Origin of the sequence: Streptomyces sp. Ag109_O5-1 (assembly GCF_003814875.1) — a bacterium.
In the GTDB taxonomy this organism is placed as follows: Bacteria; Actinomycetota; Actinomycetes; order Streptomycetales; family Streptomycetaceae; genus Streptomyces; species Streptomyces sasae.
Genome location: NZ_RKQF01000001.1, coordinates 8,361,905 through 8,377,714 on the forward strand (window position 1 = coordinate 8,361,905; position 15,810 = coordinate 8,377,714).

Consider the following 15,810-nt stretch of genomic DNA (forward strand, 5'->3'; position numbering starts at 1 on the left):
TGATCAGGTCGCCTGCGGCAGGAACGGGCTGCGGGCTCCGCTCCAGGTCACACTCAGCGTTTCGCGCGCGCGAGTGCAGGCGACGAAGAGGAGACAGCGTTCCCGGAGCAGGTCGGCGTCATGCTGCAGCGTGTCCACCTCGCGTGGCGTGATCTCACGGGCGAACGGGACCGTGCCCTCGTTCACACCGAGGACGGACACCGCGCGGAACTCCAGCCCCTTCATCGCGTGCATGGTCGCCAGCCGCACCCCCTCGGTCCCCGCCGGGATCTGCCCTTTGACCCGTAGCACCGGGACACCAGACGCCTTCAGCTTCTCCTCGGCCGCGTCGAGAGAGAGGTTGAAGCGGGCGCAGATCCCGATCTCCTGCGGTGCCAGGCCCTCAGCGAGCAGTGCCTGGACCCGTTCCACCAATGCCTCGGTCTCTTCCTGCCGAGTCGTGTACCCCTGCGTCTGGGGGCGGCGCCCGTGGAGCAGGGAGCGGTATCCGGCCAGAGAGTCCGTTCCGTCACCCTCCAGCGCGTCGATGGTCACGGGGGCGAGGAGCTGCGCCGACCAGGCCAGGATCTCCTCGGTCGAACGGTAGTTGACGCGCAACCGGAAGCTGCGGCCGGCTGTGGTGATGCCCAGAGAGGCCAGCGACACCCGGGAGTCGTAGATCCGCTGGTGCGGGTCACCGGTGACGAATAGGTCGTCGGGGCCGGATGCCACGGCGGCGCGCAGCACACGCCACTGGGCGGGATGCAGATCCTGCGCCTCGTCGACGACGACGTGAGCGTAAGGTGCCGACTCGCCTGCGAGGAGTTCTGCCGCGCGAGAGCAGATCTGCAAGTGGGTGGTCTCACCGCGGTCACGCAGGAACTGCTCGAACCGCTGCACGCCGTTCCACACCTCCCGACGGCGGCCGGGCCCGAGGCCGGTGCCACGACCGCGGCGGCTCGCGCCGAGGTAGGCGTCGAGATCCCGGAGGTTCTGGCCGAGAACGACGTGACGGTACTCCTGGGCCAGGAACTGGGCAGTGAAGGGCAGACCGAGCTGTTTGACGGCCTTCTCCCACAACTGCCGCTGCTCCCGGTCCCCGATCGGTCTGGGCGGCGTCGCCGACTTCGCCCGCACGATGCCGTTCGCACAGGCGTCGACCGTCGTCACATCGACCCGGGCCAGCAGCTTCTCGTCATCGTCGAGGAGCAGACCGAGCATGTCGCGCAGTCCGGCGGCGAGTGCGTTCGTGTACGTGGTGAGCAGGATGCGGCCGTCCTCGGAGCGGCTGAGGAGGTGCTTCACTCGATGCAGGGCGGCCACCGTCTTGCCCGTCCCGGGGCCGCCGGTGACCTGGACGGGGCCTCTGTACGACGTGCGGTAGGCGACGCGCCGCTGCGAAGGGTGGAGGAAGACCCGCCAGGCCGCGAACGGCTTCTCCAGGATCTCCTCCAGCTCCCGCGGACCGGTGACCAGGCGGATGCGTGCGGAGGTGTTGGAGATGACCGTGGCCAGGTCCTCGACCGGTTCGGCGGGCGCGTCGGCAGGCCGGCGGACGGCCACGACGTCCCGGTAGACTTCTTCCGGACTGAATCCCTCGGCGAGGTACTGCAACACCTCCAGCTGGTCCTCCGGCAGGAGCGTCGAGAACGCCTCCAGCTGAGCCTTGTCCACCAGTGAACGCGCGGCGCGCAGCACCTGGTCGTCGACGCCGAGCTCCCGCAGTGTGCCATCGGAGACGTCCGCGAACAGCAGACGGGGAGCCGTGCGAGCGGCCGTCTCGTACAGCGGCGTCAGCTCGTCCAGGGCGACCGCGTTGCGCACCTCCAGGGCGCGCGTGGCGGAGTTGGCGCTGTACAGGCGCTTCGTCGCCCAGGCGTAGGCGTCGTCGTGTGGCAGGACCTTGACCAGCAGGAACATGTCGCTGCCGTCATCGGGGGCAAGGACGACACCCCGCCAGAAGTCGGTGATGCGGATGGTGCGTATCCGCCGGTCACGTGCGTTCTCGACGGACTCCAGGTGCAGTCCTTTGTCGGCGTTGAGTTCGGAGACGCTCAGGGCCTGGAACTTCGCCATGGCCTTGCGTACTCCGGCTCGAACCGGCTTCTCCAGCGTGTCGTATCCGTCCCAGAAGCTCTGGGCGAAGGCGAGCCGGGGCATGAGGTCTCTTCCTTTCCGCCTGACGGGGTTTCATGATCGGGGAAGTGGAGTGGCTTCGGCCAGCCGTCCGGCGACCTTCCGTAGGGCAGTGAGCAGTTGTCCGGGGTCGCGGGAGAGGTCGAGGCTGTGCTGGTACAACCGCACTCCCCGTCCGTCCGGTCCTCCCGCCGTTCCGCACACCTCGTGGAAGCGCTCGGGCTGCCGTCCGGCCGCGTACACCAGGTGCGCCTCGCGCAGACCGAGCACCGTGGCGTAGGCGAGCACCTGGTAGAGGTCGGCGTTGAGGAGTCCGTCGGCCTTCTCGACCTTGTACTTGGCGTCGACGACGGCGACCGGGATACGCCCGTCGCCGGTGCGCACGACCAGGTCGGGGCGCATCCGGACGAGACCCGCGGTGTCCAGGTGGTGTTGGTCCTGCAACCGCGCGGTCAGGCCATGCTCGTGAAGGGCCTCACGCAGGGCGACGGTGACAAAGTCCTCGAACAGCTTGTTCATGTCGAGCAGGAAGCCGTCCACGGTCAGCGGGTCGGATCCGGTCGGCCGGTGTTCCGGCGATGTGCCGCGCAGGACTGCCTCGGCGAGTCGCAGCGCGGGCTGATAGCGGGAGTTCAGGCGTGACGGCTGCCAACGTGGCAGGTGCTGCCCGCGTATCAGCGGCCGCGCTTCGGCAAGGCGTACACGCTGATGGGCGAGGCGCCGCCGAACAGGAGCTGGAACGCCCGGCAACCGCAGCAACCGCTCGGCGGCGGCGCGCAGGATGCGGTTCTCGGCGGTGTCGGCGGTGTACGCGTCGTAGGCGATCTCCACGGGCGGCGTACGGCCGAAGTGCCGGCGGATCTGCTCGGCCTCGCGCAGCCGCCCGCGCACGACCGTCGCGGACTCCTCCACCTCCCGGTAGCCCTGCAGAACCCCCTGCCGCAGTGCGGCGTCGATCTGACGTTCCACGGCGTGCGCGAGTGCGGGGACGACGTCGTCGTACGCCCCGATGTCGACAGTGCCCTCCCGGCTGTCACGCCAGGCACGGGCCGGGTCGAGGCTGAACCCCAGGAGGAAGAACAGTCGGCTCACGGGGGTCTTGGGCACAATCCGCACGACCGGACCGCCGGGCGTGCGAACGGCACCGACCCGGCTGCCTGCCCGCAGCAGCCAGTGCCGGTCCCGGCCGGGGTCCGGAGTCACGCTCAGCAGGATGCCGGAGGCGGCCAGTGCCCGCCCGGTCTCCGCGCCCAGCGGCACGGAGACGGCGGGACCGTACTCGAACACGGTCACCTCGGATACGGTCACGGGCGTTGCTCGCGCAGCGAGTCGAGGCCGTAGCGGCCGGCGATGTCGAGGCCCTCGCCGTAATGGTGCTCCTCCAGCAACGGCAGGATCTTCGTGCGCCAGGTCCGGTCGAGGCCGCCGTCGCGGTACACACCCGGCTTCATCAGGTACGACGGGCCGATGGCGAAGTCCGCGTCGTCGATGCGGGCGTTGAGGGCGTCGAGGAGGCGGGCGGGCTCCGGATCCCTTTCTTCGCGTTCGAGCCAGCGCGCGAGCAGCCCGGCAGTCGGCTCTATCCGCGGGGACAGCTCCACGAACGCGAAACGGCGTCGCATCGCCGCGTCGACCAGGGCGATCGACCGGTCGGCCGTGTTCATCGTGCCGATCACGAACAGGTTGGGCGGGAGCGCGAAGTCGTCCCCGGAGTAGGTCAGACGGACCGACCTCGTCCGGTACTCCAGGAGGAAGTACAGCTCGCCGAAAACCTTGGCCAGGTTGGCGCGGTTGATCTCGTCGATGATCAGGAAGTGCGGGATGTGCCGGTTGCCCTCACGGGAGGCGAGATCGGCGAGCTCCCGGAGCGGGCCCGCTGTCAGCCGGAAGGCCACGTCCCGCGTCTCGGGATCCTCCACGGGTCGGAACCCCTCGAAGAAGTCCTCGTAAGCGTAGGAGGGGTGGAACTGTACGATCTTGACCTGCTCCGGTCCGCCGCCGAAGTGCTCGGCCAGCTTCATCGCGAGGTACGTCTTGCCGGTTCCCGGGGGGCCGTAGAAGACCAACTGCCGTTCATCCAGAAGAAGTTCGCGTATCTCGTCCAGCCAGGCCCGATCATGGACGAGGAGGTCGGTGGTGAGTTCCGCGGTGATGTCCGGCAGTGACAGCTCCCGTTGGGAAGGCCGTTCGACGGTCAGGTACTCGCCGGTGCCGTCGGCCGCTGCGGGGTTCGTACGCTCCGTACGCCCGACGAGCCCGTCCAGCGCGTCCAATATGCCGGTCAGGTCGACGACATCATGCTGGACGGACAGCTTCTGCTGGATCTCCTCCGGCAGGTCCTCGTACGCGTGGCTCTGCGGCAGCCAGGTGACGGTCCTGCGCAGGTTGGACAGCCCGCCCGGCGACGAGGCCTGGACGGCCTCGCCGGTGACCTGCCCGATGTGCAGCCGGCCGTCACCGATGGTGGCCACCGTGTCGTCCACGCGCATCTGCGTCAGAAAGGCGTGCAGCTCGTCGACGAGGCCCCGCTTCTGGTTGTACGACGCCGCCCCCTCGTACCCATCCTCGATGTAGCGGCGCAACGCGCTCTTGGTCGGATCGGTCTCCTCCAGCGGTGGCAGATGGGCACCCGCGAGCGACACGAAGCCCTCCTTCAGCCACAGCTGCCGGACCAGGTTGTGCCCGGAGACGTTGGAGCCGCGGACCAACCACGCCTTCCGCGGGGGACGCCAACTCGTAGACAGGTAGTCGGCGAGCGGATGACCTTCGGCGGTTCGCCAGGACTCCGGGCCGGAAGCGTCGTACCCGTACACCAGAGCGGCCGCGGCCGAGGAAGAGTTGCACTCGATGTCATGAGCCACTGTCCAACGCGACGGTGCGTCAGGCCGGTCGGGATCGGCGGGCACATCGACAAGCCCGCCGCTCGCGCGTAGATCCGCGCGGATCCGGCGCGCGTGGTCACCGAGACCAGGCCAGGCCTCGGCGGCTACCGTCGAGCCCTCCTGCAGGAGGAACTTGTGCGTGCCGTTGCCGCCGAACTCCGCGAGCAGATGTCCGCGCGCCTCAGCCCCGTCCTTGGGGAGCCTGATGCGGAACTCGGGCGCGCCGGGAAGGCGGTCGGGCTGCGGCATGGAGGACCTTTCCAGGGGCGGCCGAGGCCTTGGGCGAACGTCGCCAGCTTACCTGTTGACACTGTCAAGTGATTCGCCATTGAGGTAACGAATCTTCTGCACTATGCGTTGACAGTGTAAACGTGCTGTCCTTACAGTGCGGATGTGCCCGGATGGCTCTGCCGGGCGGAACCGGCGGTTGACCGCTGGAGTGGGGGGCGTTATGGGTGGGGAGTCGACGGCCGAGGCCGAAAGACGCACGATCGAGGCAGAGTTGCCGTCCGTCATCAAGAGGCTGAAGAGCTGTGCGTCTCACGGAGGCGTGGTGAGTCAGCGGGCCTTCTCCGCAGAGGCGAACCGGCTCGGACTGACGAGCGACGAGCAGCGGAGAAGGCTCCGAAACGGGCTTGCCGCTCTCGGTATTCATGTAAGGGCCTCGCCCCGGACGAAGCCGTCGGTTCCGCAGTCCGTCCACCCTGAGCTCGGGGCCGTGCCGAGCGAGGCGGCGAGACGCCTCGCTCAGGCCCGGAGGATGCTGGCCCGCTATGCCGACGCCGACGGGAAGGTGAGCAGGCTCGCCCATGACGGTGTCGTACGGCTCCACGGGCTCGGCCCAGGAGAAGTGCGTGAGCTGATCGCCGCCTTCCCGGTCACGCGCCCCCTCCCGCTCGTGCAGACGGTGACAAGCGGTCAGGTCCCGCCTAGGGCACCCGCATCCGCTCCGGCGCCGATCGGCAGGAAGCGTGCCACCTCCTCTGTTCCCGCCATGGACGCGCGACTCGCCGACGCCATCCGCGAAGCCCGGGTGGTGCTGGAAGCGGACCGATGGCGCCGGAACCCGGACAAGGTGATGCTCAAGGCGGAAGAGGAAGTGGGTCTCGCCGTCCTCCTCCGCGGCGGTGCTGAACTCCTCACCCGTGATGTTCCGAAGGAGGAGATCGCGGCGCTGCCCCGCGACAGCGAGCGGTGGCGGGCGTACGAGTGCCTCGTCCTGCACAACCGGCGGCTCGTGTGGAAGATCGCGCTGGGCCATCAGGGGCGCGGACTGGATGTCGACGACCTCACCCAGCACGGACAGATCGGACTCATGCGGGCGGCCCGCAAGTTCGACGCCACCAAGGGCTACAAGTTCTCGACCTACGCCACGTGGTGGATCAGGCAGGCCCTCACGCGGGCCGTCGCCGACGAGGGCACCCTGATCCGGGTGCCGGTGCACATGCACGAGAAGGTGAACAAGGTTGCCAACGCCGAGCGCAAGCTCCTGAACGAAGGCCGCGCCCGAACCATCGACAACGTGGCCTACGTCAGCGGCCTCACCTTCGCCGAAGTGGAACAGGTACGCAGGATCAGCCGGACCACCGACTCCCTGGACCGAATCATCGGTGACGATGCCGCGCTCGGTGACCTCATCATCGGGCCGAGCCGACTGCCCGCACCCGACGTCGTATTGATCCGCAAGGAGCTTCAGGCACGCCTGCGGCACGTCCTGGAGCACCTCACCGAACGTGAGCGGCATGTGCTCATCCGGCGAACCGGTCTCGACGGTGACGAGCCGGACACGCTGGAGGACATCGGAGTCGTCTTCGGCGTCACCCGTGAACGAATCCGCCAAATCGAATACAAGGCCAAGGCGAAGTTTCGTGGCCAACTGATCCGTCACGGGATGATCCCGTCGCACGTCTGAACCCGACGGATCTACCGCCGTCCCCTCTGGCCGCCCCACCTGATCCGAAGGAACCCGCACATGGACCCGCGCCAAGAGCTGGTCGACTACCTCACCCGCCAGCTCGTCGGCCCCGTCGGCGGTGACGACGAGGTGCTCGACGCGCCGCCGGACCGGCAGTACCTGATGGGCACGCTCTATCCACAACAGGCAGACCTCCAGCGCCGTCTCGCCCTCGCCGCCGACGACCCCGAGGCTCCCGGTGCCGAGCAGGAAGCCCCCGACGTGGATCCGGCCCCCGACCCTGTGCCGGAGACCAACAGCTGGCTGCCCGCGTCCCTCGGCGTCAGCTTCTACACCGATGCCACCGACATCGAGGTGAGGTGCGCCGCTGCCCGCTACGAGACCCAGCGGAACGAATCCGGGCGCGGACGACGCTGGCAGCGCGTCCCCCTCACCCCCGAAACACACCAGATCGGCCCCGACCGGGAGGAGGTGCCCGTTTTCGGCGGCCGCGCGAAGATCCAGCTGACCCGCCGCTCTTACGGCGAGGGCACCCTCATCACCGTGGCCCTGGTCAACGAAAAACATCACGACGGCACCGACGGCAAGGCGCCGGACTGGGACGACATGCTGTTCCAGTGCCGGCTCAGCGTCCGCCCCGCCGACGGCGCGGTGCTGCCGTATCCCAGCGTCCGGCTCGCCAGCCGTGACCCCGAGGAACGCGAACTGCGCCTCCAGTACCGGCATGTTGTCACCCATGCCGTCGGTCACGGCTGCGCGGTCCGAGAGGAGCGCGGCGAGGACGACCGCGTCGAATTCCTAGCCTGTGAGGCCCTGCCGCGCGCCGAGGTGCCGGCCATCCGGGCCGGCGGCCCGCTCGACGCCCCCGTGCTCACGATCGCCCACCTGGCCGACCCGACTGTCAGCAGTGACCAACTCCGCGAGGAGCTGGCCGAGTTCTCGGCCTCGTACCACGCCTGGTACGTGGGGCAGCGATCCGTCCAGGTACCGCCCTGGGGCCGGGAGGCCGCGGAGCGGATTCTCGACCGCGTCCGCCAGGCGGTCACCCGCATTGAGTCCGGCGTGCGCACCCTGTGCGACCCGAACCGCCCTGAACTCCTCGCCGCTTTCCGTATCGCCCAGCGCGCCATGTTGCTGCAGATGCGGCACTCCGCACCCGACCAGGCCGGTCAGCGGCGTCACCGCTCGGACCCGGTGGCCCTCGACCCGCCCCTCGACCCCCAGGCCACCTGGCGGCCCTTCCAGCTCGCCTTCTTCCTCCTCGCCCTCGACGGTGTCGCCGAACCCGGCCACCGCGACCGCGAGACCACCGACCTGATCTGGTTCCCCACCGGCGGTGGCAAGACGGAGGCCTATCTGCTTCTGGCCGCCTTCACCATCGCGCTGCGTCGGATCCGCGGCGAAGGCGGCGGAACCACCGTGCTCAGCCGCTACACCCTCAGTCTGCTCACCACCCAGCAGTTCCAACGCGCCGCCACCACGATCTGCGCCCTGGAACACCTCCGCCGCACCGAACCCGGACTCGGCCTCGGCGGCGAACCCGTCACCATCGGCCTGTGGGTCGGCGACACCACCACCCCGAACAAGTTCCAGACGGCCAAGGTCGCCTTCGACGAGCAGCGCGAGGCCAGCCACCCCGAGGACGTCTTCATCCTCGACCGCTGCCCGTGGTGCGGCACCCGCATCCTGCCGTCGGCCTGGTCAAGCGTCCGTGACGACTACGGAGTCCGCGCCACGACAGACGAGTTCGCTTTCTACTGCACCCGTGACGAGTGCGCCTTCCACGACGTCCTGCCCGTCGCCGTGGTCGACCAGCACCTCTACGAGAAGCCGCCCACCTTCGTCCTCGGCACCGTCGACAAGTTCGCCCGACTCGCCTGGGAGCCCGACTCCGGCAGCCTCTTCGGCGCGGGTACTGACAACCGGCCCCCGTCCCTGATCATCCAGGACGAGCTGCACCTGCTCACCGGACCGCTCGGCACCACGGTCGGCCTCTATGAAGCGGCCATCCTGGAACTGTGCACCGCCCCGGACGGCCGTCCGCCCAAGATCGTCGCTGCCACGGCCACCATCCGCCGTTCCGCCGAACAGGTCCGCGCCCTGCACCAGCAGGACGTCCAGCTCTTCCCGCCATCCGGACTCGACGCCCGCGACAGCTTCTTCGCCGTCCCCGACAGCGGCCGCCCCGGCCGCCTCTACCTCGGCGTCATGGCACAGGGACACACCGCGGGCCGCGGCGCCGTCGCCACCACGGCGGCCATGCTCCAGGGCGTCCACCAGCTTCCCGAGGAGCACCGCGACGACTACTGGACGCTCGTCGCCTACCACCACAGCCTGCGGGAACTCGGCCGTACCGTCACCGCGGCCGGCGACGACATTCCCGCCCAGCTCCGGGGACTCGACGAGGGCACCGGTGTACGGGCACTCGGGGACGGCGACGTACAGGAACTGACCAGCAACCTGAAGCGCGCCGAGCAGCCCATCCTCCTCGACCGCCTCGAAAAGCCCTGGACAGATCCCCGGTCGGTTTCGTTCCTGCCGTGCACCAACATGCTGTCCGTCGGCGTCGACGTGAAGCGGCTCGCGTACATGCTCATGCAGGGCCAGCCCAAGACCACCGCCGAGTACATCCAGGCGACCAGCCGCGTCGGCCGTCACCACGTGCCCGGACTCGTCGTCACCTACTTCAACGCCACGCGCCCGCGCGACCGGTCCCACTACGAGACGTTCACGGACTACCACCGCGCGCTCTACCGCTACGTCGAGCCTGCCAGCGTCACCCCCTGGTCCCTGCCCGCGCGCCGCCGCGCCCTGCACGCCGCGCTCGTCATCCTGGTCCGCCACCGGCTCGGCCTTGCCGCCGAGAACCGGGCCGGACGGATCACCGACCACAAGCAGGAGGCCGGGCGAATCGCCGACGCCCTCGCCGAGCGTGCCGCGACCGCCGAACGCGGCGCCACGGGAGCCGACGCCGACACGGTACGCGCCGATGTGCGGGCGGAACTCGGCTACCTCCTCGACGACTGGTACCGACAGGCCGACACGGCCGCCGCCGAGGGCAAGCCCCTTTACTACCGCAGCCAGGGCAAGGGCCAGCACAACCTGCTCAAGATCTTCGAGCAGCGCTACGGCATGTGGGAGACCCTCAACTCCATGCGCAGTGTCGACCGCGAGTGCCAGATCACCGTGACGGGAGCAGGAAAGTGAAGCGCAAACTCCGGGTCCGCCAGGCGCAGACCGTGCTGCCGTTCGGCGTGGGCGCCGTACTCGACGTCCAGGGCGAGTCGTTCGTGGCCGCCGGCATCGAGAACTGGCCTCAGCTGAAGACCTCCGTGCCCTCTGAACGGCTCGCCGCCCGCCTCGGCGTGACCGGTTTCTTCGCAGCGCCCCACACTCTCAACGACCGCTACGACCAGCCCGACCGCCCAGGCGTCCCCTATGTGCGCTTCCCCGGCTGGCTGTTCTGCGGCTCCTGCCGTGCCATGGTCCGCTTCCTGCGCGAGAACGAGAAGCCGGGCGAGCCGCCCGTCTGCGCGTCCTGTGCCGCCGCACCTCGTCTCACCCCGATGCGGTTCGTCCGTATCTGCCCGGACGGGCACCTCGACGACGTCGACTGGTGGTACTGGGCCCACTCCAAGCTCGCGCCCGAACTGCGGGACACCTGCTCCGAGTCGAAGCACGCCTGGAAGGCACGCCGGCTCAGCTTCCGGGTCGCCGACCGCGCCTCCGGACTCGAAGCGCTCTCGGTACGCTGCGGGGCGACCAGGGAGAGCGGCAAGCCCTGCGAAGCCGAACGTGACCTGCTCGACGTTCTCGGCCCCCAGGGCGGACACTGCTCGGGCCGCAACCCCTGGCAGCGCTGGGACGCGAGAGCTACCTGCGGCCAGCAGGTGCACATCGTGCAGCGCACCGCCGGCAACGTCTACTACCCGGTCGTCTACTCGGCCCTCGACATCCCCCAGACCGACGAAGCCCCGCGTGCGGAGCAGGACGCGGCGGAGGCCGTCCTGGGCCACGGCTGCTGGTCACTCCTGCTCGACGCACTCGACACACCCAGAGCCGACACTTTCCGAGGCTTGATCAAGGAGGACACGGACGCCCCCGACAGCCTGATCGACCAGCTCGTCGCGGAGGCCACGGGTGCCCCCGCGCCATCGCCCGCCGACCGGCCGGAGCCCGGAAAGTCCGGCAAGATCGACCTCAGCCGCGACGAGTGGTACGCCTTCGACGCCACCCGGCTCCCGGAACCCACGAAGGAGTTCGCCGTCCGCCGTGGCGGACTCGGCCTCGAAGGCGAGAAGGAGGAACCCTGGGCCGCCCTCGATGCGCACATCGACGGTGTCGTCCTCGTCGACCGCCTCCGTGAGGTACGGGCGCTGACCGGCTTCCGCCGCCACTCGCCGGGCGGCACCCTCGTCAAGGCGGACACCAGCGGTCGCCTGCGCTGGCTGCCCGCGACGGAGGTCTACGGCGAGGGCATCGTCCTCACCTTCGACGAACAGCGCCTCACGGCCTGGGAGAACGACACCCGCGTGCGGACCCACGTCCACGACATCCGCGGGGACCTCGACGCGTCGTTCCGCGACGAACAACTCGCCGAGACCGTCGGCAGCGTACTCTCGCCCCGCTTCCTGCTCCTGCACACCGTCGCCCATCTGCTCATCCGCCAGCTCTCCTTCGACTCCGGCTACACCACCGCAAGCCTGCGCGAGCGCGTCTACGGCCGCCCCGAGTACGGCCAGCGCGGTCTGCTGATCTACACGGCGGCCGGTGACGCGGAGGGCACCCTCGGCGGTCTGGTCCGGCAGGGCGAGGCACCGCACTTCGCCGAGACGCTCATCCGCATGCTGGAGGCGGCCGCCTGGTGCTCCGCCGACCCGCTGTGCGCCGAGCACACCGGCCAGGGCTTCGGCAACCTCAACCGGGCCGCCTGCCACGCCTGCACCCTGCTGCCCGAGACGAGCTGCCAGACCAGCAACACGCTCCTCGACCGCGCCCTGGTCGTCGGCTCCGCCCGCGTCCCCGGCTACTTCACCGATGTCCTCACCGCGAGCCGCGAGTACGCCGCCGCCACCGTCCTGGGATGACACCATGACCACCGCGAACGCCCCCGTCCTTCACCCCGACCTCGTCCCCGCTCAGCGCGACTGCCTGGACACCCTGCCGCTGACGGGCAACCACGTCGTCAGCGGCCCGCCCGGCAGCGGCAAGAGCCTGCTCGCCGCCCACCGCGCCGTCCATCTGGCCCTCACCGGCCACCCCACCGTGCTGCTGTCCCGCTCCAACCTGCTGCGCCAGCTTCTGCAGGGGATGCTCGACGGCCTCACGGTCCCCGGCGCACCCGCCGAAGCCGCCACCGTCCACAGTTGGATCCAGCGCCGCTTCGGCCACGACGTGCCGCGCACCGAGGACGGCTGGTTCGACTGGACGGCCCTCACCCACCGGGTCGCCGCCACGCTCGGCGAGAACGACGCTGCCACCCCCCACCTGGTCGTCGACGAGGGCCAGGACCTGTCGCCGGGCTTCTACCGGCTGGTCCGCCTCGCCGCCGCCTCCGTCACGGTGTTTGCCGACGAGTGCCAGCGCCTCACCGAGACGAACTCCACCCTCACCGAGATCACCGAGGCCCTCGGCCGCTCCACCAGCCGTGTCGAGATCGCCGGCAACCACCGCAACACCCGCGAGATCGCCTCGCTCGCCGAACACTTTCGCACCGCCGGCCCCCGACCGGACCTGCCCTTCCGCAGCGGTCCCCGGCCTGAAGTCCGTCACTACTCCGGTGACAAGGACATCGCCGACGACATCGCTGCCAGAGCGGCGCGGCAGCCGCGGGACCGCGTCGGCGTCATCGTCAACTCCCTGCGCACCGCGGCCGAGCTGATGCGGCGCCTGGAGCGGGCCGGCCTTGCCCAGGAGCCTCAGCTGTACAGCTCGGCGGCCGGCTCCGGCCGCTACCGCGACCTCGACCTCGGCCGCCCCGGCGTCGTCCTTGTCCACCGCGCCAGCGCGAAGGGCCTCGACTTCGACACCGTCGTCATCCCGGACACCGAGACCGACGCCGGCACCGACCCCACGGCGGCGACCCTGCGCATGGCGTACTACGTCATGATCACCCGTGCTCGGGAGCGGCTGGTGCTGGGCTGGCAGGGGAGCGGGCTGCCGCGGCAGCTGGCGGGGCTGGACGGATGGGTGGAGTCGCGGTGACGGGATCACTGCGGCTACGGACGTTCGACGTCAGACGTACGCTGCGTCGGAGAACAAGGGGGAGACGATGACTGACGACCGCAAGACGACCGTGCCCGTGTGGACGCTGGCGACCGCTGACGTCCGGGTGCCTGGGTTGGCCGCGGGCGAGTCGATGACGGCCGAGCGCCTGGCTGAACTGCGCGGAGTGCTGGCCGTTCTGGCCGACGAGCCGATCGTCACACTTGAGGTGCATCCGCTGCCCGACAAGATCGACCGCGGCCGTGGCATCCCGCTCGACGCCGCGAGTCCCTTGGCGCAGCACTTGTCGCAGTTCATCACGCAGTCGACGCGGACCTCCCTTACGGCGGCCAGGGCGACCGCGTCCGGTGAGAATCTGTATCGCATGGTGGTCCCGGCGAAGGTCGCCGCCCAGTTCGGGAAGGGCCTCGTGCGCCCGATGGTGGCGAAGGGAGCGGCCGGTGGCTTCCGTGGTCCGCTGGTGGACGCGGGGGGCAAAATCGTCGCTGGTTCGAGGTTCGTGCCGGTCGGAGGGGCGGCAGCGGCCGGCACGGTCGGCGGGGCCGGTGCGACCGCCGGTGCCGCGGCCGCCGGCGGCACGGTGCTCACCGTGGCCGCTCCGCTCGTGCTCATGGCCGTGGCGGTGGGGGTGAGCGCGTACGCCGACCACAAGCGCCAGCAGGCCATAGAACACATCACGGAATTGCTGGAACAACTCCAGCAGGACAAGCTCGACGACGAGCACAGTGCGCTCAACGGCTGCCGTGCCGCCATCGACAAGGCCACGGCCATCCTGCTCGACGAGGGCAAGCTCGGTGTCTCACTGGGACTCGACTCGGCGGTGCACACCATCGACACGGCGCTGAGTAAGGCCGACCTCCGCCTTGCCCGATGGCAGAGCGCGCTCGACGGACTGCCCGAGGGCGAGGCCGTCGAACTCGGCACGCTGACCAAGTCGTTCCCCGGCGTCGACGACCAGGGAGGCGTGTTCCGCACCCACGTCGAACTCGCCTCCCTGGCCATCGCGCTGATGCGGCGGGTCGTCGTCCTCCAGGCCGTCGACCACGCCCAGAGCAACCCCGGCAATGCATTCGAGAACTTCACCCGCGCACTCAAGCGCGATCAGCAGCGTCTCGACGAACTGGAGTCGGGCATCGCCGGTGTCCTGGTACGCCTGTCGGCGCTGGAACTGGGCCGCCCGAACGGAATGCTGCCCGTCTTCACGAGCGGCGAAGTCGATCGCCTCATGAGCGCGGCACACCGGATTCACAAGCTGGGCGACGGCGTCACGGGCAACAGCCGCACGACAGACGTGGCGATCGAGATCGCCCGCAGCAAGGACGGCTCGGTGGTCGTGTTCCCCGCGCTGCCCGCGTAGACGAAGGCGCGAGGGACAGCTCATGCTGAGGCCAGTCAGGAGTCGTATGTACAGGGTTATGCCATGGTGAGGCTGCAGACATTGCGGGGGTACCTTCTCGAAGAGGTTCTCGCCTGGCTGCTCCGGTCCAGTGGGTACCGTCTGCTGACGGAGAAGGACGACCCGGCCCGGCCGCCGTGGAAGGTGTTGGAGCAACGCACACACGGACTCGTGGTGCGGGGACGCGGGGCGTGGCATCAGGCGGACTCTCTGGGAGAGTTCCAGTACGTGCCCCCGTTCTCACTCCCGATCCGCCTGTTCGCCGAGGCGAAGTTCATACGCGCCAAGGTCGGTCTCCCCACCGTACGCAATGGTCACGGTGTCGTGCACGACCTGAACGAGAACGTCGTCACCACATTGGTGAACGGCTCCGGCCCGCACCGGCCGAGGGTGCGCTACCACTACAGTTACGCGATCTTTTCGGCATCAGGGTTCACCCAGGATGCCCAGGAGTTCGCGCTTGCCCATCAGATCTCTCTCATCGATCTCTCTCTGCCCGACTTCCAGCCGCTGCTCGATCTGGTGAGAACGGCGGCCGAGTCGGTGTACAACGCCATGGCGCCGATGCCGCCGAGCCAGCGACCCACGGTGTACAAGATCCGCAACTACTTACGTCGGCACCTCTTGAACCTGTGGGACGGACCCGCAGCCAATGCCTCCTCGGTGACCGATCCGCTCGACACGTTGGCGGCGGGCCTGCGCCGGCGGTCATCCCTGGGGCTCGTCCTGGCCTTTCCCGCCGCTCCTTTCGTTCTCGGGCTCGTCTCCGACGATCTCCGTGCCTTTGTCAGACACTCGCTCGAACAGCCGACCCATGCTGTCCGTGTGCACAGGAGCCACCGGTCGGTGGGGCATCCCGTGTGGCTGATCGAACCGCGCGAAGGCCATGCCTACAGGCTGACCTTCAGCCTGCCGGAGCAGGTCGAATCATGGATCCTGGACCAGGAGGAGGGAACGCGGTCCCGCACCCGCTGGATGACGCGGAATCTGCTCTCTGCCATCACCATGTACTGGGTTGACGAAAACCACACCCACACTTTCCAGCTTCAATACAGCTCGGAGGAGTTTCGGGAGGTCAGCGGGAGGCCTGGACCGTCCTTCAGTGACTTCGGCGAGACAACCGATCTCTTTTGATCCCAAAGGCGTGCCACAGACGGAGTTCGGCAGGCGGAGCAATGGGCACCGCGAGCGACTTCCGAGCGCTTCGCTCCGTTCCACCTTGTCGGCGTCCACCGCGGATCCTGCTTCTTCCGCATCCTCCACAGCCGACAACCGGC

Annotated in this window: 9 protein-coding genes; 6 read left to right on the forward strand and 3 right to left on the reverse strand. The window is 69.1% G+C overall.

The window, feature by feature from the left end:
* Positions 1–3 precede the first annotated feature (3 nt).
* The 3 genes from EDD90_RS38095 to EDD90_RS38105 are packed head-to-tail and all read right to left on the reverse strand — an operon-like array spanning position 4 to position 5,246.
* Positions 4–2,139 carry a UvrD-helicase domain-containing protein gene (locus EDD90_RS38095; protein ID WP_123977612.1) on the reverse strand — a complete coding sequence of 712 codons (2,136 nt, stop codon included), beginning with the start codon at positions 2,137–2,139 and terminating at the stop codon, positions 4–6.
* A gap of 30 nt (positions 2,140–2,169) precedes the next feature.
* Positions 2,170–3,423: an McrC family protein gene (locus tag EDD90_RS38100; protein WP_123977614.1), complete on the reverse strand. Its 1,254-nt coding sequence runs from the start codon at positions 3,421–3,423 to the stop codon at positions 2,170–2,172.
* On the reverse strand, positions 3,420–5,246 hold the full coding sequence (locus tag EDD90_RS38105) for an AAA family ATPase (RefSeq protein ID WP_123977616.1): 1,827 nt from the start codon (positions 5,244–5,246) through the stop codon (positions 3,420–3,422). Before EDD90_RS38105 ends, EDD90_RS38100 begins: the two co-directional genes overlap by 4 nt.
* A gap of 469 nt (positions 5,247–5,715) precedes the next feature.
* Between EDD90_RS38105 and EDD90_RS38110 the strand changes: the two genes are divergently transcribed.
* The 6 genes from EDD90_RS38110 to EDD90_RS38135 all read left to right on the forward strand — a co-directional run bounded on the left by EDD90_RS38110 (position 5,716) and on the right by EDD90_RS38135 (position 15,667).
* Positions 5,716–6,909, forward strand: coding sequence for an RNA polymerase sigma factor RpoD/SigA (locus tag EDD90_RS38110; protein ID WP_260328394.1), 1,194 nt, complete (start codon positions 5,716–5,718; stop codon positions 6,907–6,909).
* 60 nt (positions 6,910–6,969) lie between these two features.
* The gene (locus tag EDD90_RS38115) at positions 6,970–10,119 is read left to right on the forward strand and encodes a helicase-related protein (protein WP_123977620.1); all 3,150 of its coding nucleotides are present in this window, start codon (positions 6,970–6,972) and stop codon (positions 10,117–10,119) included.
* Positions 10,116–11,999 (forward strand): DUF1998 domain-containing protein, encoded by a 1,884-nt coding sequence (drmB, locus tag EDD90_RS38120; protein WP_123977622.1) that lies wholly within the window; start codon positions 10,116–10,118, stop codon positions 11,997–11,999. The genes EDD90_RS38115 and drmB overlap by 4 nt, the downstream gene beginning before the upstream one ends.
* 4 nt (positions 12,000–12,003) lie before the next feature.
* A complete protein-coding gene (locus tag EDD90_RS38125) occupies positions 12,004–13,116 on the forward strand; it encodes an AAA family ATPase (protein WP_123977624.1) in 1,113 nt (370 codons plus the stop codon).
* A 67-nt stretch (positions 13,117–13,183) separates the two neighbouring features.
* On the forward strand, positions 13,184–14,494 hold the full coding sequence (locus tag EDD90_RS38130) for a hypothetical protein (RefSeq protein WP_123977625.1): 1,311 nt from the start codon (positions 13,184–13,186) through the stop codon (positions 14,492–14,494).
* Positions 14,495–14,557: 63 nt separating this feature from the next.
* Positions 14,558–15,667, forward strand: a complete 1,110-nt coding sequence (locus tag EDD90_RS38135) for a restriction endonuclease (RefSeq protein ID WP_221305147.1) — start codon at positions 14,558–14,560, stop codon at positions 15,665–15,667.
* The last annotated feature ends 143 nt before the right edge of the window (positions 15,668–15,810 follow it).

Excerpts from the sequence above, each read along its gene's own strand:
- EDD90_RS38135 (WP_221305147.1), top strand. The coding sequence starts at position 14,558 with ATGGTGAGGCTGCAGACATTGCGGGGGTACCTTCTCGAAGAGGTTCTC.
- EDD90_RS38130 (WP_123977625.1), top strand. The coding sequence starts at position 13,184 with ATGACTGACGACCGCAAGACGACCGTGCCCGTGTGGACGCTGGCGACC.
- EDD90_RS38105 (WP_123977616.1), bottom strand. The coding sequence starts at position 5,246 with ATGCCGCAGCCCGACCGCCTTCCCGGCGCGCCCGAGTTCCGCATCAGG.
- EDD90_RS38125 (WP_123977624.1), top strand. The coding sequence starts at position 12,004 with ATGACCACCGCGAACGCCCCCGTCCTTCACCCCGACCTCGTCCCCGCT.
- EDD90_RS38115 (WP_123977620.1), top strand. The coding sequence starts at position 6,970 with ATGGACCCGCGCCAAGAGCTGGTCGACTACCTCACCCGCCAGCTCGTC.
- EDD90_RS38095 (WP_123977612.1), bottom strand. The coding sequence starts at position 2,139 with ATGCCCCGGCTCGCCTTCGCCCAGAGCTTCTGGGACGGATACGACACG.